General features: G+C 58.3%; 17 protein-coding genes. 2 read left to right on the top strand and 15 right to left on the bottom strand.

The genetic code is table 11. The features are described 5' to 3' along the window. Window positions 1-8: 8 nt before the first annotated feature. Complete coding sequence (locus NQ559_RS07120) at window positions 9-1133, bottom strand: aldo/keto reductase (RefSeq protein ID WP_026318299.1); 1125 nt, start codon at window positions 1131-1133, stop codon at window positions 9-11. 389 nt (window positions 1134-1522) lie between these two features. Between NQ559_RS07120 and NQ559_RS07115 the strand changes: the two genes are divergently transcribed. Further along, a complete protein-coding gene (locus tag NQ559_RS07115) occupies window positions 1523-2464 on the top strand; it encodes a helix-turn-helix domain-containing protein (RefSeq protein ID WP_051087677.1) in 942 nt (313 codons plus the stop codon). Here NQ559_RS07115 and NQ559_RS07110 read toward each other — a convergent pair. The 14 genes from NQ559_RS07110 to NQ559_RS07045 all read right to left on the bottom strand — a co-directional run bounded on the left by NQ559_RS07110 (window position 2430) and on the right by NQ559_RS07045 (window position 16010). Continuing rightward, complete coding sequence (locus tag NQ559_RS07110; RefSeq protein ID WP_018695495.1) at window positions 2430-3578, bottom strand: amidohydrolase family protein; 1149 nt, start codon at window positions 3576-3578, stop codon at window positions 2430-2432. The two genes, NQ559_RS07115 and NQ559_RS07110, sit on opposite strands and share 35 nt — an antisense overlap. Beyond that, window positions 3538-4365 carry a DUF4296 domain-containing protein gene (locus NQ559_RS07105; RefSeq protein WP_018695496.1) on the bottom strand — a complete coding sequence of 276 codons (828 nt, stop codon included), beginning with the start codon at window positions 4363-4365 and terminating at the stop codon, window positions 3538-3540. The genes NQ559_RS07110 and NQ559_RS07105 overlap by 41 nt, the downstream gene beginning before the upstream one ends. Window positions 4366-4367: 2 nt before the next feature. Beyond that, window positions 4368-5573, bottom strand: coding sequence for an FtsX-like permease family protein (locus NQ559_RS07100; protein WP_018695497.1), 1206 nt, complete (start codon window positions 5571-5573; stop codon window positions 4368-4370). A gap of 18 nt (window positions 5574-5591) precedes the next feature. After that, window positions 5592-5942, bottom strand: coding sequence for a 30S ribosome-binding factor RbfA (gene rbfA / locus NQ559_RS07095; protein ID WP_018695498.1), 351 nt, complete (start codon window positions 5940-5942; stop codon window positions 5592-5594). An 11-nt stretch (window positions 5943-5953) separates the two neighbouring features. Next, window positions 5954-6760 carry an outer membrane beta-barrel protein gene (locus tag NQ559_RS07090; protein ID WP_026318300.1) on the bottom strand — a complete coding sequence of 269 codons (807 nt, stop codon included), beginning with the start codon at window positions 6758-6760 and terminating at the stop codon, window positions 5954-5956. A gap of 4 nt (window positions 6761-6764) precedes the next feature. Beyond that, window positions 6765-8810 (bottom strand): Ig-like domain-containing domain, encoded by a 2046-nt coding sequence (locus NQ559_RS07085; RefSeq protein ID WP_026318301.1) that lies wholly within the window; start codon window positions 8808-8810, stop codon window positions 6765-6767. A gap of 5 nt (window positions 8811-8815) precedes the next feature. After that, the gene (locus NQ559_RS07080) at window positions 8816-9775 is read right to left on the bottom strand and encodes a hypothetical protein (protein WP_026318302.1); all 960 of its coding nucleotides are present in this window, start codon (window positions 9773-9775) and stop codon (window positions 8816-8818) included. 13 nt (window positions 9776-9788) lie between these two features. Beyond that, entirely contained in the window at window positions 9789-10286 is a 498-nt protein-coding gene (gene folK, locus NQ559_RS07075) for a 2-amino-4-hydroxy-6-hydroxymethyldihydropteridine diphosphokinase (protein WP_018695502.1), read from the bottom strand. A 3-nt stretch (window positions 10287-10289) separates the two neighbouring features. Further along, window positions 10290-11435 (bottom strand): DNA polymerase III subunit, encoded by a 1146-nt coding sequence (locus NQ559_RS07070; RefSeq protein ID WP_018695503.1) that lies wholly within the window; start codon window positions 11433-11435, stop codon window positions 10290-10292. Window positions 11436-11440: 5 nt separating this feature from the next. Further along, the gene (locus NQ559_RS07065) at window positions 11441-11629 is read right to left on the bottom strand and encodes a hypothetical protein (RefSeq protein ID WP_018695504.1); all 189 of its coding nucleotides are present in this window, start codon (window positions 11627-11629) and stop codon (window positions 11441-11443) included. Between the two features lie 4 nt (window positions 11630-11633). Next, window positions 11634-12365, bottom strand: a complete 732-nt coding sequence (locus NQ559_RS07060; RefSeq protein WP_018695505.1) for a peptidylprolyl isomerase — start codon at window positions 12363-12365, stop codon at window positions 11634-11636. A gap of 3 nt (window positions 12366-12368) precedes the next feature. Then, window positions 12369-13838, bottom strand: a complete 1470-nt coding sequence (locus NQ559_RS07055) for a lipopolysaccharide biosynthesis protein (protein WP_018695506.1) — start codon at window positions 13836-13838, stop codon at window positions 12369-12371. 344 nt (window positions 13839-14182) lie between these two features. Beyond that, window positions 14183-15166 carry a magnesium transporter CorA family protein gene (locus NQ559_RS07050; protein WP_018695508.1) on the bottom strand — a complete coding sequence of 328 codons (984 nt, stop codon included), beginning with the start codon at window positions 15164-15166 and terminating at the stop codon, window positions 14183-14185. Window positions 15167-15236: 70 nt separating this feature from the next. After that, complete coding sequence (locus NQ559_RS07045; protein ID WP_018695509.1) at window positions 15237-16010, bottom strand: menaquinone biosynthetic enzyme MqnA/MqnD family protein; 774 nt, start codon at window positions 16008-16010, stop codon at window positions 15237-15239. A 248-nt stretch (window positions 16011-16258) separates the two neighbouring features. Between NQ559_RS07045 and NQ559_RS07040 the strand changes: the two genes are divergently transcribed. After that, entirely contained in the window at window positions 16259-16663 is a 405-nt protein-coding gene (locus NQ559_RS07040) for a hypothetical protein (protein WP_018695510.1), read from the top strand. The last annotated feature ends 58 nt before the right edge of the window (window positions 16664-16721 follow it).

The following is a 16721-nucleotide window of genomic DNA, read 5'->3' as shown; positions in this document are numbered from 1 at the left end:
AAACAAATTTATTTGTCGATTTGGCTTTCGGTAAACGGATCGGCACGGTGTCCCATCAGGTCGATCTTCGCATATTCCCTGTCGAATTCTTCCATTTCACGGGACGTGAGGCGGATATTGCCGGCACCCAGAAAATCATCGAGGTGGCCAGGGTTAGTCGTGCCGGGTATCGGAGCTATCCACGACTTGCGCGAAAGCATCCATATGAGGGCGAACTGCGCGAGGGTCACGCCTTTGCGCTCTGCCCATCGGCGGACAAGAGATACAAGCGGCATATTGTGTTTCAACGCTTCGGGCGTAAACTGAGGCAGGTTCCACCGGCGGTCTCCTTGATAAAAACGGCTATTCTCGTCAATCACTCCCGTAAGGAAAGCCCGCCCCAACGGGCAATACGGGACAAAACCGATGCCCAGTTCTTCAAGTGTCGGGAATATCTTCGTTTCCGGCTCGCGCCACCAGATGGCATATTCGCTTTGCACGGCCGACACGGGACATACCGCATGGGCGCGGCGAATGGAGCGGGCGCTTGCTTCCGACATGCCCCAATGCAGCACTTTGCCCTCCTGCATCAAATCCTTTACCGTCCCGGCCACATCCTCCATCGGGACATTGGGATCGACACGGTGCTGGTACAGCAGGTCGATGCGGTCGGTACGCAACCTGCGCAGCGAGCCTTCCACCGCACGGCGGATATGGCCGGGACGGCTGTTCAACGCCGTCGGTTGCCTCTCCTCGACCCCGAAACCGAATTTCGTGCCGATCTTCACCTTGTCCCGGAAGGGGGCGAGGGCTTCGCCCACCCATTCCTCGCTGGTGTATGGCCCGTATACTTCCGCCGTATCGAAAAAGGTCACGCCTCTGTCGTAGGCGCGACGAATCAGCGCTATCATGTCCTGCTTGTCGTACTTACCGCCATAGTAACCGGCCATCGGCAGGCAGCCGAGCCCGATGGACGATACATCCAAACCTCCTATCTGTCGGTGTTCCATACCGTTCGACGGGACAACGTCGTTTGAACGTCCGTTTTTCGGCGGCGACGGGGTTTGCGCAAAAACTTTGGACAATCCCGTCCACTCTCCGGCTGCCAACAGTGCCGTCATGGATGACATTTTCAAAAAGTTTCTCCTGTCCATAGTTTCAAATTTTTCATGAATGATGCACGCGGGTCAATCCCCGCAATATTTCCATCTCGTTGTCTTCCAAACGGAAATCCGAAAGGGATATATCCTCGTCAGGGGTACATCCGGTCTGTGCAAGAAAACATTGCACCACTTTCCTCGCAGTAGTATGATAACGGTCTGCAAGAAAGCAGACCACTTCATCCTCATACAATTCGGAGGGAATGTCTATCCGTTTATTCATGATCCTTTTTTTGATAATGCAAAGTTAGCGTATCACACCCAAGCGGGCGTAACGATAAGTGGGAAGTTCATACCTTTTTTACTGATTTTGGCTCATAGACATTCGGCTATTTGATTGAAATAGTGTATTTTTGTCCATAGATACCAATCTTGCATATGCTATGGCTAAGATTATGAAGATACGAAATGTAGGCGATTACAGCCGCTATGTCGGGCACACCGACCGCCATCCGCTGGTCAGTGTCATCGATTACGCAGAAGTGTCCCCCGTCCGTCACAGCCTGAACAATTACAGCGTGTACGGAATCTTCTTTCACGATGAAGCGGAAATAGATCTGGCATACGGATGCGGCAAATACGACTACAAGAAAGGAACCGTCATCTGCGTGGCTCCCGGCCAGATAGGAGGGAAGGAGGATAACGGCGAACAGGTGATGCTGACGGGATGGGCGTTGCTTTTTCATCCCGACCTGCTGCACGCGACCCATCTGGAAAAGGCCATAAAGAATTACTCCTTTTTCGATTACCGTGTCAATGAAGCCCTGCACATGACCGACGAAGAACACGATATATTCGTCTTGCTGATGCGGCAAATCCGGGACGAACTTCAGAAAAGGCCCGACGAACTCCAGAACGCCATTATCGTGGGATATATAGAACTGATGCTGAACTTCTGCCAGCGTTTCTACAACCGGCAGTTCATTACCCGAAAGCTGGAAAACTCGGATATACTCATGAAATTCGACAGCTTGCTGCGTGATTATTACGAGGAGAAGACCCAGTTGACGCTCGGCATCCCGACCGTACAATATTGCGCCGACAAACTCTGTATGTCTCCCAACTATTTCGGCGATATGATAAAAAAGACGACCGGAGATACGGCGAGCAACTACATTCGTCAATATGTTATCCAACGGGCGAAAAGCGACTTTGCAACCGGGGCGTCCATCGCACAGGTGGCGGACGGACTCGGATTCGAATATCCCCAGCATCTCAGCCGGATGTTCAAAAGACAGGAAGGACTCTCCCCGAAAGAATATTGCGAAAGACTTCGGAAAAAGATCCGGGTCAGAGAATACGGCGGATCTGCGACGCCGGAGTGAGGCACAGCGTGTCGTAATCCAACCCTGAAACGACCGTGAGGCCACAACGACGGCCGGGAGCTATTTCGCCGAATTCATCCTCCATTCCCAATGCCTGTGCACCGCCCCTGGCAGCCCATGCGAGCAGTTCGGGAAGCGGAATGCCGGGGAACATACGCATTTCCTCGAAAACCGAAAGCCGGTCGTTCGAAGCCAGCGAGTCGGTTCCGAGGCAAATATTGAGGCGATTGCGGCGTAACAGCTCCACAGGGGGTTCGAGGCCGGATATATAGCGGTTGGAACGGGGGCACAGGCACCACCATACGGGCGCCGTAAAATGTCCCATAACGATATCTATATCGCGCTGCGTTATGCAGCAGTCATGCACCAGGATCACGCGGCGGTCGTGCGGCACGCAGGCCACGAGGCGTTCGGCCGGGGAGCCGTAATGCAGGAAATCGCAGGAGAAACCGGCCTTCGCGTACCACTCCCACAGCGGGCCGCGGTGTTCGAAGAGCGCCGCTTCGCCGGGAGATTCCATGAAATGGATCGAAAGCGGGGCATCGCCCCGGGCTGCGATCGCACGCAGGGGGGCATCCTGCACCGAATAGAGCGAATGGGGGGTCAGCGAGGTTTGCGGATGGCGGAGCAGAGGCAGCAGGTGCTCGGCCGAAGCGGCGCGCAGGCCGAAAAACTCGACAAAAGTACGGTAGGCGATACGGCTGCGCGATTTTACGGCGAAAGTGGCATCCCCGTTCGAAATATCGCCTACGGCTTCGATCCCGGCCTGCCACATGGCGGCATCGGCGGCTTCGACGGCTTGTGCTCGCTGTTCAGCGGAGAAGCGTTCTCGCACCTGCGACATGGTACCGGCAAACCCCGCAAAACCGCACCGTTCGGGGATCACCCCCAGCAAATAGGAGAGTTCGAGGTGACAGTGGGCATTGACCAGCCCCGGAGCGAGCACCCCGGCATAAAACTCGGTGCCGGGACTCCGGTCGGGCTCGGGACACGTCCCGACGGAGAGGATACGGCCGTCGGCCGCAACCCCGACCAGGGGATTGCGGAGCAGGCCCTGCGGTGTCCAAAGCAGGTTAGAGGCTATCCGCCGGGATGGCTGCGCGGAGGAATTCATCGGCAAAGATTCGCAGGTCGAGTTGTTGCTGGTAAAGGCTGTCGACGGCAACGGACGTCGAAGGGATGTAGTCGATCTCAAGGCCGGTCACCGTCACCGAGGGGCGCAGGGGCTTCTCGCGGAAATCCAGAAAATCCAAGTGCAGGCGCCGATGGGTGGTGTCGACCGTGAAACGGCGGGTGAAATTCTCCGTCCGGTTACGGCGCAGCGTCGTGGAATAGACACTGCTGCGCCCGCCGTCCCTGTTTTCGAGCCAGACGACGCCCCGCAACCCCTTCTCGTTCCGGTCGAGCGAGTCGACGAGGTATTTGAGCCGCAGTTCGTACTCGCCGGGCTGCACGTCGACGGCGATCCGCAGGCGCGCCGTATCGCGCAGTGCCCCCACACGGATCAGCGAATCGGCATAGACCGTACGTGTGAAGGTACGGCGGGCCACGTTGTCGATCGTGTCGAGCACGGCAACCTCACGGTCGTAAAATTTACCCTCGGTTTCGAGTTTCTCGATCGCCATCTCGACAACGTCACCTAGGCGGGCACTCTTGCGCTTCGAGAAGTTGCCGATCGTATAGTAGACATCACGGGTCGTATAGCCATAGCGGGCGAAGATCGGTTCGTAGATGTTCAGCGAGTCGATATTGACCCGCTCGTCGCCGATATAGGCATTCGTGAGGAAGGCATCGTGGAAGATCTGCGCCAGCTTTTCATCGGGAATAATCTTGTGGCGGGTACAGGCGGCGCCTGCGAGCAGCAGGAACGCGTAGAGCGATATACGGAAAATGCGTTTCATAATCAGGCATTATGTTTCACCATGCTGCGCACGGTAATGTTCGAAATAACATAGGCGACAAGGCCGAAGGCCGCCAGCACGGCAAGCAGGTCGCCCGGACGGAATTCGACGGGATAGCTCTTGGCAAGAAGCGTCTCGGCCGGGATTTCGATCAGGCCGAAGTGCTGCTGCAAGAGGCTCAGCCCGACGCCCAGCAACGCCCCGCACGCAGCGCCGAGGCCACAGATGAGCAACCCTTCGCTGCGGAAAATAGCCCGCACGAGCGACGTATCGGCTCCCAGCGCACGCAGTGTCACGATGTCGCGCCGCTTGTCGACGATCAGCATCGCCAACGCCCCGACGACCGAGAACGACGCGATGACCAGTACCAGCAGCGAAATGAAGAAGATACCCCATTTCTCATAGGTCATGATCCGGTAGAAGGAGACCCGCAGTTCGTGGCGCGTGCGGACGCGGTAATCACCGCCCGTCTGCCGCGCCAGAGCCTGACGCACCTGCTCCGCATCGGCCCCCTCCCGCAGGCGGACGACGAGCCCCGAGACACGGCCGGGATGGCTGAAAAGCTCCTGTGCCAGCCGCAGCGACGCCAGGACATACGTCCGCTCCGTCTCCAGGTCGAGCGAATAAACCCCGCCGAGGGGCACCGTCCGCCGCGTATAGTTGTCGAAAGGCAGCAGCGAGGAGAACGAACCCCGGCGCACGGCGTAGACATTGACATCGGCATCGGCAAGCGAGCGGATGCCCAGCATATAAGTCATCGACTGCCCCATGACGAGTCGTTCGATATCCCCCAGGCGCACCCGGTATTCACCCGCGGAAACGACACTGTCGAGCGGAAACACCGCGGCATACGCATCGTCGACACCCCGCACCGTAGCCGTAGCCTGGCGCCCGGCATGTTCCAGCAGGGCACTCTGTTCGAGGACGAACGAAAACGCTTCAACCCCGGGAATCCGTGCCACGGCGGCCGTGTCTATCGCGTCGGCAGGAAAAGTCTGCCCCAGCCGCGCCGAGACGGTCAGGTCGGCGTCGAAGGCCGAATACATCGACTTCACGAGGCTTTCGAAACCGTTGAAGACCGAAAGCAGGATGATCATCGCAGCGACAGGCATCGCGACAGCTACCACGCTCAGCCCCGAGATCAGGTTGACGACCGAACGGGATTTGGGCGAGAAAAGGTAGCGGCGGGCGAAAAACTGCGGCAACATGGCGTCGGGAAGCGGGAGCTATTCGGGCTTGTCGTGCTTGAGCGCCTCTTCGATATGCTCGATGTATTCGAGCGAGTCGTCGAGGAAGAACTGCAACTCGGGCACATTCTTGACCTGGTTGCGGATCCGCTGCCCGAGGGCGCGGCGGATAAACCAGTTCTGGTGCTCGATCTCCTTCATCGTCGCGGCACTCCGGTCGAAGGGGAAGATGCTGACGTAGACCTTGGCATAGCCGAAATCGGGCGAGATGCGCACGGCCGTGACCGTGACGAGCGCCCCGCGGACGATGCCTGCACCCTCCTTCTGGAAGATCTCGGCCACGTCCTTCTGTATCTGTTTGGCGATTTTCTGCTGTCGTGTGGTTTCCATGGCTTGAATATTTATAATCCGTATTTGAAGACTTCGCGGTTCTTTTCGCGTTTGGGACGCGGTTTCCAGGTCGAGAAGCCCTCCTTGTTGAAGCGGTAACTCAACCCCACCGAAATGGTGAGGTTGTCCAGCGGCGAACGCATGGGTGTAGCCCAGAACGGGTTTTCGGAACCGTCGATGCCGTTGTCCGCATATTTATTGCGGTTGCGGACGACGTCCGAAAGCCCGAAGTAATAACGGGCGCGGACATTGATCTCGAAGCGGCGTATCAGGAAGGAGATACCGCCGCCGCCCGCAAGCCCGTAGCCCCAGCGGCTGTCACGGGCCGTCTTGTAGTTGTAATCCCCCTTCCAGTCGGTCATTCCCGAAGCCTTGGCACTCTCATCCTCGTAGTCCGATGAAAGCTGGTAGGAAAAGGTGGCCGCAGCCTCGAGGTAAACGCGCACGCGGTGGCGCAGTATATAGACGTGGGGCTGCCAGACGATGGGCAACATGACCGAATTGATATGGCGCGTATAGTAACGGAAATCCTTCGGCTCCTCGACCAGCGAGGCATTGGTCGCAAAGGAGAAACCCTGTTGCAGGAATTCGAGGTCGATACCGAAACCGCCCACGAAGCGTTGCGCACCATAGTAGCGCCATGTAAGGCCGGCGGTATAGATACCCCACATCCCCTTCATCTCCTGTTTAGGGTCGAAGCGGGCGCTGGCCATGCCGTAACCGGCCGTAAAACCGAGCGTATGCTGCGCCGCAACGCCCTGCCAGCAGCAGACGGCGGCCGCGAACAACAACAGGTTTTTGAATCGTCTCTTCATCATCGCGCTATCGGAAATTATTGAACATGCCGCCCGTAGAGTTCATGCTGTTGTTCATGCGGTTATTATTCTGGTTGTTATCGTGGCTGTGGCCTTTCTTCTTGGGTTCCTTGGCGCGTTTCTCGGCCTCGCGGCGCAGACGCTGGGCCTCACGTTCCTCGAGCGTGCGCGAAAGCGACTCCATCGTCACGGGGGCGAACAGGGTGTTCATGTCAATCGAGAACTCGACCTCCCAGTTGGCTTTCGTGGCGAAGGTATCTTCGCCTTCGTCGTTGGCATAGATCTCGGCGCGTTCGGGCTGGCGGCGTTCGACCACATTGCCCGTGTCCCACTTGCCGTTGCCGTTCTTGTCCTCGATGACACGGAACTTGATTTCTCCGGCCGGGACGAAATTGAACTGCCAGTCGCCCGTGGTGACGTCGCGCTTCTCCTGTTTGAGGGCGTTGTTGCCGTCGAGCAGCTGGAGTATGTACTTCGAACCATCGTCCTTACCCGTGACATGGATCTTCACCGTGGCGAACTTCTCGGGGTCGAGCACCGTATACTTGCCGATGATCGAGTCGTTGGAGAATCCCGCCACATCGGTAATGGCCCCTTCGGGGATGGTGAGGGTATATTGCCCGCCGGTTTTCCAGGGCGCACGGATATAATAGCGGCGCAACTGCGCCGTATCGCGCACCAAACGCACGGGAATATCCTCGATGCTGTTGTCGGGATGCGTAAGCGTGAGGAGCATGGCGGCCGAATCGAGCTTCGTAAGCGGATAGTCGAAATCCATCGTCAGATGGTTCTCGGGGTTCACCTCGCCCGACAGCGGGAGTTTGTAGGCAAAGGGGTTCTCCTTCTTCGGTTCGACCCACTCCTCGCCCGCGGCCTCGGCCTTGCGGCGATCGCGTTCGAGCTTCTCGCGCTCCTTCTCCTGCTCTTTGGTCTCGATGAACCTCCAGGCCAGTTTCAAGGGCTCGGTGACCGATTGCAGGACATTGACCGTATCGTGCTTGAAATAGGTGATCTCGCCCTTGATCGTATCAGGAAGTGCCGACGAAGGCATGTTGAACCACAGGGCGATGGTGTCGCGCCCGACGGTCTGCGGGTCGAAGATGACCCGATCCTCGGGGATGCTGTCGAAGCGGATCCGCTCGATCTGCGGGTGTGCGGCGGCGAAATAGAGCATCGCCTTGTGTTGCAGGGGACGTTCGGACTGCGAAAGCACCTGGCGCCGGAACGCCCTGTCGGTAAACATGCGCAGGTAGAGCTGCGGTTCAGCCACGACATATTGGCGGATCGAATCGTACCACATGGCGAAATCGGGTTGCTCACGGGGGTTGTAGGTGCCTTCGAGGAAGCCTACCTGGTCGGAACCGGGTTCATAAATCTGGTTGTCGTTCTTGTCCTGGACGGCATAGACGCGGTAAGCGATCGGCTTGAGGTTCTGGGCGATGAAGATACCGTTGTTCTCGGCGCGGGCGATGACGGCCGGCTTGTACTTGAAGATCGTCGAGTCGTATTCGGCGACATTTTCCACCGAATCGGCGGGAAAGAACCAGATGAAGCTCTTCGACACGGAGTCGGCCTTATAGCTGTCGGCCGTATAACCCGACATGACCATCGAGTCGATCTCGGGCCCCGTCGAGAAGACATAACGCATCGAGTAGAGCGGGTTGCCCTCGTTGTTGTCACGGATGGCGCTGCCGAAGTTGAGCGCATAAGTCGTATTCGCCTCGAGCGTGTCGCGCAACTGGATGACGACCCCCCGTCCGCGCAGCGAAACGAGCGGTTTCTTCTTCATCTGCGGCGAGGTGAAGAACTCCTTTTGCTGATCCTTGAGCTGCACGAACTCGTCGAACTCGATGTAGATCTTCTCGTGGTTCACGAGCGGCCGGTTGGTCGAAAAGTTGTCGGGCGTCATGTTCACGATGACCGGGGGCAACGAGTCGCGGGGCCCTCCCGTGGGGGTCATCATGCTCGCGCAACGGCTCAGAAAGGCCGAAACGAAAAGCAGCAGCACGGCGGCACGCAGCGTGCGGACGATATGTCTTTTGCGGATATCCATCGTTATCATTTACTTGTATCCGAACCCTCCTGTTCCGGGTCGGCGTTCTTTTCATTGACCACACGCCAGCCCTCCTCGACATAGAGGTATTCCGGGCGCCATGTGCGGAAGACGATCGGGAAGGTCACGGGCTCGCCGTCGAGGTCGACCTCCTGCTTCGAATAGGCGTAAACCTCGTTGGTCTGATCGACCACGACCACCATCAGCGTCGAGCTGCTCACTTCCATGCCGTAATCGCCCGACTCCTCTTTCGAGGCGGTGAAATTGGGGTTGGAACGGGTTTGCGACGGGTCGTTCTTCGAGGTGATGACACCGGCCGCGGCATCGACATACGAGGCGATCCTCCACGCCGTCGTATCGACGGCATAGGCATAGGCCTTGAGTTTCGAGGGCTCGGTCGTTTCGCCGCCCTCCTCGGCCTGCACCGAAGGTGCGATGTAACAATCGAGATAGGTCGGAGGCACATAGAACTGGTTGCGGAAAATCCAGTTGCCGTCCTTGTATTCCGTCCCCTCCTTCCACGGCTTGAAGACGACGGAAACGTAGAGCTTGGGGAAATTCTCGGCGATCTCCTGCTGGGTATAGCCGTAAATCCTGTGCTCGGTATCGACCGCGACGACCATTACCGACGGTTTGTCGATCCGCATCGAGAGCCATCCGGCAATCCCTTCCTGCTGGTAGGGTTCGGCCGTCACGAGCGGCACGGTCTGTTTTTCGGACGGGTTGTCCCGCCGCGTAATGATCCCGGCCAGGGCGTCTTCGTAAGAAGCGACCTCCCAAAAGACCGTGTCGGCAGCATGGGCAAAAGCCTGCGCCTTCCCCTCGGGAAGCAATTGGGCGACATCGCCCGAGTTCTCCTGCACAAGCGGCTTGAGCACATAGTCCGTCCTGTACGAGACCTCCTTGAAACATCCCGCGAACAGCACGACGGCCGTGAACAACGTTATTATTCGTCCCCTTTTCAATGTTCTCTCTTTTTTAATTTTCATTCGGGCGCAGGGCCTCGTACATCTCCTCCATGGTCTGCCCCGTGACCGGGTGGCGGCGCTGGCGCATGATTTCGCACAGCGGGGCCAGGGCGAATTCCCGCTCGGAGAGAAGCGGGTGGGGAACGGTGAGCCGCTCGCTTGCGATCACCTCGTCGTCGTAGAAGAGGATGTCGATGTCGATCGGCCGCGAGGTGTAGGTCACGCCCGTACGGGCTTTCTCGACCGCTTCGGCCGCGCGGTTGCGGCCCAGTTCCTGCTCGATGGCCTGCACGGCCTCAAGCACCTCGAGCGGTTGCAGGTCGGTGGAGACCTCAAGCGCCTGGTTCGAAAAATGTTGTTCGGCATCGAAGCCCCATGGCTTGCTTTCGTAACGGTGCGAACAACGCAGCACGGCGCCCACGCGGGCGTTGATGAGTTGTTGCGCAGCCTGGAGCGTCCGTTTCACGTCGCCCGTATTGCCGCCGGTAAGAAGTACTACACGTGCCATAAGTCAGAGTCGTTTTATCATTTTGCTCACCGCAAGGGCAAAATGGGTGAATACGATCGTCGGATTGCCATTCTGCGAAATCTGCGCCAAAGCGCTTTCGATCTCGCCGATGAGCGGTTCTATATTCTGCGATCCGATAAAAGGGGCGAATTTAGTACAGAAAGCCAGCTCCTCGCCCCAGAGGTAGCAGACTTCGCCGATGCCCGCATGGAGCATGTAACTCTCGCGCAGCAGGCGCGCGGCATCCCGCAGGAAGGCACGCTGCTGTTCGCGCGAAAGCTGTGCGGCATCTTCGGCCCAGGCGACGAGCTCCAGATGTTTGTCGTTATAACTCAGCCGCATAAGCCCGCAGAAGAGGTCGAAATTCTCTTTCCGCAAGGCATCACTCTCGCCGGCCACGAGGTGTTTCAGTTCCAGCAGGTCGCCCCCCGCAAGACGGGCCATGTTACGGGCTTTCACCGGATCGGCGATCCCCCGCTCGCGGGCCACACGCTCCAGAACGTCGGGTGCGATGCGCGGCACGGAGACCTCCTGCGTACGCGAAATGATCGTCGGCAACAGGCGGTCGGGCTGCTCGGAAACCAGCAGGAAAAGCGTCTTTTCCCAAGGCTCCTCCAGGATCTTGAGGATCTTGTTGGCCGCCTCCTCGTTCATCGCTTCCGGGAGCCAGATCAGCATTGTCTTATAGTCGGCTTCGAAGCTCTTGAACGAGAGTTTGCGGATGATTTCGTCGGCCTCACGGGCTGCGATCATGCCTTTGAGCGTCTTGCCAAGGTCGAGGCGTTCGTACCAGTCCTGCGCCGAGAAATAGCCGCCGTTTTCGGAGAAAACCGCGCGGAACAGCGGCAGGAACTCATCGCTGCGCATCACCTCGCCGGATTTCTTCCCCTGCTTGTTGACCGGGAAAACCAGGTGCAGGTCGGGGTGCGCCAACGCAGCGATCTGCCTGCAGTCGGGACACTCGCCGCACGAATCGCCGTCATGGCGATGGTGGCAGCAAAGGTATTGCACATAGGCCACGGCAAGGGCGAGGGCACCCGCACCCGCCTGCCCTGTGAAGAGTTGGGCATGGCTCACCCGCCCTGCATCGACACTCTGCACCAGATGCCGTTTCAGATCCTCCTGTCCCGTTATATCTGCAAAACGCATATCTTCTACTCCTTTTTCTTCTTCAAACTCCGTATCGTCTGCTGGGCGGCGATAGCCAGCAGCGCCAGCACAACGAATACCAGGACGATCGTACGGCCGTTGCCGCGATCCATAGAAAGCGCAAATACACCTCCCATGAAGAGCACGAAACTCATCGCCAGCACCAAGGCCTTCCCTTTCGCATCCCGTTTCATCGCCTTATCTTTTTACCTCGGGTTCCCGTACCACTTCCGCACGCAGGATACGCACATCCGCCAGCGGACGGTCGAGCGAATCGGTTTCGGCGCGCTGGATCGCATCGACGACTTCCAGCCCCTCGGTCACACGTCCGAAAACGGTATACTGGCCGTCGAGATGGGGCGTACCGCCCAGCGTCGCATAGCATGCCCGCAGCGAGTCGGGGATCGTGACCCGCCCGTTCGTCCCGGCCCGAACACGCTCCTGCGCCCGGTCGAGCTCCCCGTCGTCCATCGGCTTGCCCCAGACGATGTAGAACTGGCTGCCGGACGATTTCCGCTCGGGGTTCACGTCATCCGGCGTCCGGGCTGCGGCCAATGCGCCGCGCGTATGGGCCAGCGCCGGATAGACGATCTCGGCAGGCAGTTCACACCCTGCATCGGCCAGGCCGAGGGGTTGCCCGGACGGGGCGCGGCGCGAATCGGGATCGCCCGACTGTATCATAAAGCCGGTGATCACCCGATGGAAAAGCAACGAGTCGAAGAACCCTTCGCGCGCCAGCTCCAGGAAATTATCGCGATGCCGGGGCGTACGTCCGTCGAGCTCCAGGCGTATATCGCCCGCCGTCGTATGGAGCAACACCTCGGCCGGCCCCGTCACGACAGGGCGGTTCCCGCCGCAGGCCGTAGACAGCAAGGCCGCGGCCAAAACAGCCCCGGCAAGCACGGTTCGGATATGCAGGTGTCTCGGCATTGTCTATTTCCGTTTCAGCGCCGCTCTCAGCATCGCCCCCACATCAATCCGCTCGCGGCGGACGAGGTAGGCGGCATAAGTCGCAAACAGCACTATATTAAACGCATAGGTTATCAATTTATTGCCGTCGAAGGCCGCCACAGCTTCGCAGGCCGCAAAGACCACAAGCGCCACGGCCACATACTCGCCGATGCGCCGCCAGTCGTAGGGCGTCGGGTAGAAACGCCGGTTGAGCCACCAGCTCACCCCCACCATCGCCGACTCGCTCGCCAGCCGGGCCCAGGCAGCCCCGTAGTATCCCCACAGCGGGATAAACCAGAAACCGAAGGCCATCATGGCGACGAGCCCGGCACCCGTGACGACGATTGCCAGCGAGGTCTTTTCCTCGCGTTTGTACCAGAACGAGAGGTTGAGCCACACGCCCGTCAGCACGTTGGCCCCGAGCACGACCGGGAGGATGAAGATCCCTTCGCGGAAATCGCGTCCCACGATCAGCGCGAACAGGTCGCGGAACAGGGCGATGCCCAGGAAGATCAGCATCGAGGCCATGACATAGTATTTCAGCGCCGCGGCGTTCATCTGCACGAAATCGGACTTTTTGAAGTTCGAGAGGAAGAACGGCTCGGCGGCAAGGCGGTACATCTGGTAGAAAAGCATCATCACCACGGCGATCTTGGTGATAGCGCCGTAAACCCCCAGCTCCGCCATGGCCCCCTCGGGCACGAGGTATTTGATCAGCTGGCGGTCGATGAACTCGTTGGCCGTACCCGCCAGCCCACCGATGAGCAATGGCAGCGAATAGGCGAAAACGGCGGCCAGCAGGGCCCAGTTGATCTTGGGCACGGTACGATCGACGGTGGCGAGGATTACCAGCCACGTCAGAGCACTGGCGACAAGGTTGGCGACGAAGACCCACCCCACGCCGAACCCGGTGGAAAAAAGCCCGGCGAGGCCGAATGCCACAGCCAGGACGACATTGAGCACGACGCCCAACGCCTTGAGTCCGACGAACAGCAACGCCCGTCCCTGCTCGCGCAGCCGTGAGAAGGGGATGCATGACCAGACGTCGAACAGGATGATGAGCCCTACCCAAACGATGTATTCGGGATGTGCCACATAAGCCTCGCCCATCAGGTGCGAAATCCCGTCGCGGAAGAAGGCGACGACGACAAAGAAAACGGCGGCGGCAAGCGAGGTGACGCCCCATGTCGTGGCAAAAAGCCTGCGTTTGGCGGCCTTCACATCACCGCCCGCCTCCTCGGCCTTGGCCGAAAAGCGGAAATAGCTCGACTCCATGCCCATCGTCAGCAGCGTGAGCGCCAGCGGGATCAGGGCGTAGATATCCGTGACGATACCATAGGTTTCCTGCCCGAAAATGCGGGTATAGTAAGGCGTGAGCAGATAGCTCAGGAACCTTACGGCAATGGTACTGATGCCGTAGATGGCAGTCTGTTTTGCAAGTTTTTCGAGCATGGACACAACTTATAGCCTGCAAATATACGAAATTTGCGGGGAAAAGGCCACATTCTCTTTCTTTCTTAAGAAAGAAGAGAAAACCCGAGCGGGAAAGCGTGGAACGGGGAGCGCCGGAAAACGGATGCGCGAGGAGGAAAACGGAAGGGGCGAAAAGGGCTGAAAAAGCGAGCCTCCGGAAACGGAAAAGGGAACCGGAGCCGAGAGGAGGGAAGGGAAGAAGCTGGATGCCGGAATGAAATACCAAGCATGGAATGCCGGCAGCATTCCCGCAAGAAACCACCGAAAAAACCACTGGAACTCCGGCCGTACCGATTACGAGGACAGCGCTCCGGCCAGCCGTATTACAGCCACTTTTTGTATTTGAAATACCAGATGGTCAGCGCCGAGCAGAAGATCATCAGGCCGATGGCAAAGATATAGCCCAGGGGGATGTTCCAGCCGTTTCCGAGCGTCAGCGTCCAGTCTAACTCGGGCATGAATTTGAAGTTCATGCCATAGATCGACGCGATAAGCGTCGCGGGCATGAAGATCACCGCGGCCACGGAGAAAATTTTGACGATCTCATTCTGCTCGATGTTGATAAGACCCAGCGCGGCGTCCTGGATATAGTCCAGTCGCTGGAAGCTGAAATCGGCATGGTTGATCAGCGAGTTGACGTCCTTGATCATCAGCTGCAGGCGGGGGTAGATATCGTTCGGGAAGCGCTCGGAGCGCAGGATGCCCGACAACACGCGCTGGCGGTCGAAGATATTCTCGCGCAGCGACATCGTACTCTCCTGCAGGGCGCTGATGCGGTGCAGGACGGCCTTGTCGATCGAGTCCTCGGAGTTGATGTCCTTCGAGAGCGCCGCGACCTGCTTGGCGATCAGCTCCACCAGGTCGGCGTCGAAATCGATGCGCACCTCGAGCAGCGAAATGAAAAGGTGGTAGCCCGTCGAATAGCTGCGGTAGTTCATCTGAAGACGTTTTTCCGTTTCACGGAAGGTACGGAACTCGGCGCTGCGCACCGAAACCAGCACACCCTCGTTGGAGATGATGAACGACACGGGTTCGACGATGAACGTATCGCCCGTCGGCACGAAGAAGTTAGAGTTGGATATGATGGCATTCTCGTTCTCCGAATATTTCGACGTGGACTCGATCTCCTCGACCTGCTGTTTGGTCTGGAGGCTGATCTCCATGAAATTCTCGACGGCCTTCTGCTCCTTAATGGTCGGCAGAAGCATGTCGATCCACAGAATGTCGTCGTAACCCAGCTCGTCGAAGAGCTTCGTGTCGGCATTCCGGATAATCTTGTTGTACTGCTTGAGGTAAATTGTAATCATAAAACGCTCTCCTTCTTAAAGTTAAAAATCCTGTTCGGCAGAGAGGCGGATCGGCTGTCCGCTAAGCTCTTCAGCCGGGATTGGCCCTCGGGGTTACCTTGATACCCGAGTCCCAGAACTTTTGCAGCGCTTTATGCTTCTGATTGTCGAAAATATAGTCGATATTCTGCGTAAGGTAGGCATACGCATCGTACGGTTTGTTGTCGAAACCATGTTCGAGAATGGCCTCGTAGGTGTGCTCGATACCGAAAGTCAGCGCATGCTGCAACCCCTCCGTGAGGTCGGGGTCGGTACCCTTGCGGGCGACCCAGACGGCGAACGCAAAAGGCAGCCGCGTAACCTTTTTCCACTCGGCGGCCAGGTCGTACGAGTATGCGAAACGTCCTTCGTGGTCGAAGACCTTGTCGCCGATCAGCAGGAAGGCATCGCCCGGCAGGGCGTGTCCCAGCTGCGCATAATCTTCGAGCGTATAGTATTCGGGGGTGACTTTCCAGTGCTTTGCAAGCAGGTAGCCGGCCAGTTGCACCGACGTGAGCGAATGGGCATCGAGGAATACGCGGCGCGCCTTTTCGATCGGCTCGTTGCTCAGGAGCACCACCGTCCGCACGGGGCCGGCGGCTCCGATGCAGTACTCGGTCACTACCTGCGCATCCGCCAGCGACGGCACGGCTGCGGCCGGCACCAGTGCGATGTCGGCTTTGTGTTCGGCGAAATTCTTTGCACAGAGGGAAGGCGGAGACAACAGCAGTTCGGCACGGAGGTTACCTTCGTGCTCGATACCATAGATGAACGGTATCGTATTGAGATACGACACGGCCGCTATACGTGGAACTATGACCATCATCCATAAGGGTATAAAACTGTTGGTTCGATGTTGCAAAGGTAATCAAAATTCGGGAGTTTTTCCACAAATTTTAGAAAAAGTGCTTTCACCTCTTGACAAGGGGGTATACGCCGTCGTATATTTGCCACACAATTCACACCGCACGGTGCACAGTGCACAAGTTATCGACATCAGGACAGAACTCATTGCCAGTCGTTTACGAATTGTTATTTTCGTTTTTCAACAACCTTTCAACCTGTTTATCAACAATGAATCGCACCCACCTCGAGGGTGCGGCGGAAAAGCTCACGGCACAACGGGGTTACACCTTCTACACCGGGCCGGAGGACGACATGGGCCACACCGTGCGGAATTACCCCGCGGCATGGCTGGCACCCCCGGAACTGCACGCCGTCGAAGGGCGCACTCACGGACGGGCGACCTATGACATGACGCTGCACCTGCTCCGCCCCGGAGCACGCATCTCCCCTGCGGAGCGGCGCACGGCACTGGCCGAAATGGAGGCACAGATGATCGAGATCTTCGCGGAGCTCTCGCTCGACGAACGCATTCTCGCCGTCGAAGGGCTCTCCGTCCGCCCGCGCTCTTTCTCGCTCACCCCGCACGGCGAAATTTCGCAAACCGCCACCGCCCGCATCGTAACGTGGTTTTAGCATGGCGCACCGTCGCCGTCCGCACGGCCGCAACCCCGCCCGGGTTACGGGCACGCAA

The organism is Alistipes onderdonkii (assembly GCF_025145285.1).
Lineage (GTDB): Bacteria > Bacteroidota > Bacteroidia > Bacteroidales > Rikenellaceae > Alistipes > Alistipes onderdonkii.
Note: the sequence above shows the minus strand (reverse complement) of the source record. Positions and strands in the feature narration are given on the sequence as shown.

Excerpts from the sequence above, each read along its gene's own strand:
- NQ559_RS07120 (WP_026318299.1), bottom strand. The coding sequence starts at position 1,133 with ATGGACAGGAGAAACTTTTTGAAAATGTCATCCATGACGGCACTGTTG.
- NQ559_RS07115 (WP_051087677.1), top strand. The coding sequence starts at position 1,523 with ATGGCTAAGATTATGAAGATACGAAATGTAGGCGATTACAGCCGCTAT.
- NQ559_RS07110 (WP_018695495.1), bottom strand. The coding sequence starts at position 3,578 with ATGAATTCCTCCGCGCAGCCATCCCGGCGGATAGCCTCTAACCTGCTT.
- NQ559_RS07105 (WP_018695496.1), bottom strand. The coding sequence starts at position 4,365 with ATGAAACGCATTTTCCGTATATCGCTCTACGCGTTCCTGCTGCTCGCA.
- NQ559_RS07100 (WP_018695497.1), bottom strand. The coding sequence starts at position 5,573 with ATGTTGCCGCAGTTTTTCGCCCGCCGCTACCTTTTCTCGCCCAAATCC.
- rbfA (WP_018695498.1), bottom strand. The coding sequence starts at position 5,942 with ATGGAAACCACACGACAGCAGAAAATCGCCAAACAGATACAGAAGGAC.
- NQ559_RS07090 (WP_026318300.1), bottom strand. The coding sequence starts at position 6,760 with ATGATGAAGAGACGATTCAAAAACCTGTTGTTGTTCGCGGCCGCCGTC.
- NQ559_RS07085 (WP_026318301.1), bottom strand. The coding sequence starts at position 8,810 with ATGGATATCCGCAAAAGACATATCGTCCGCACGCTGCGTGCCGCCGTG.
- folK (WP_018695502.1), bottom strand. The coding sequence starts at position 10,286 with ATGGCACGTGTAGTACTTCTTACCGGCGGCAATACGGGCGACGTGAAA.
- NQ559_RS07070 (WP_018695503.1), bottom strand. The coding sequence starts at position 11,435 with ATGCGTTTTGCAGATATAACGGGACAGGAGGATCTGAAACGGCATCTG.
- NQ559_RS07065 (WP_018695504.1), bottom strand. The coding sequence starts at position 11,629 with ATGAAACGGGATGCGAAAGGGAAGGCCTTGGTGCTGGCGATGAGTTTC.
- NQ559_RS07060 (WP_018695505.1), bottom strand. The coding sequence starts at position 12,365 with ATGCCGAGACACCTGCATATCCGAACCGTGCTTGCCGGGGCTGTTTTG.
- NQ559_RS07055 (WP_018695506.1), bottom strand. The coding sequence starts at position 13,838 with ATGCTCGAAAAACTTGCAAAACAGACTGCCATCTACGGCATCAGTACC.
- NQ559_RS07050 (WP_018695508.1), bottom strand. The coding sequence starts at position 15,166 with ATGATTACAATTTACCTCAAGCAGTACAACAAGATTATCCGGAATGCC.
- NQ559_RS07045 (WP_018695509.1), bottom strand. The coding sequence starts at position 16,010 with ATGATGGTCATAGTTCCACGTATAGCGGCCGTGTCGTATCTCAATACG.
- NQ559_RS07040 (WP_018695510.1), top strand. The coding sequence starts at position 16,259 with ATGAATCGCACCCACCTCGAGGGTGCGGCGGAAAAGCTCACGGCACAA.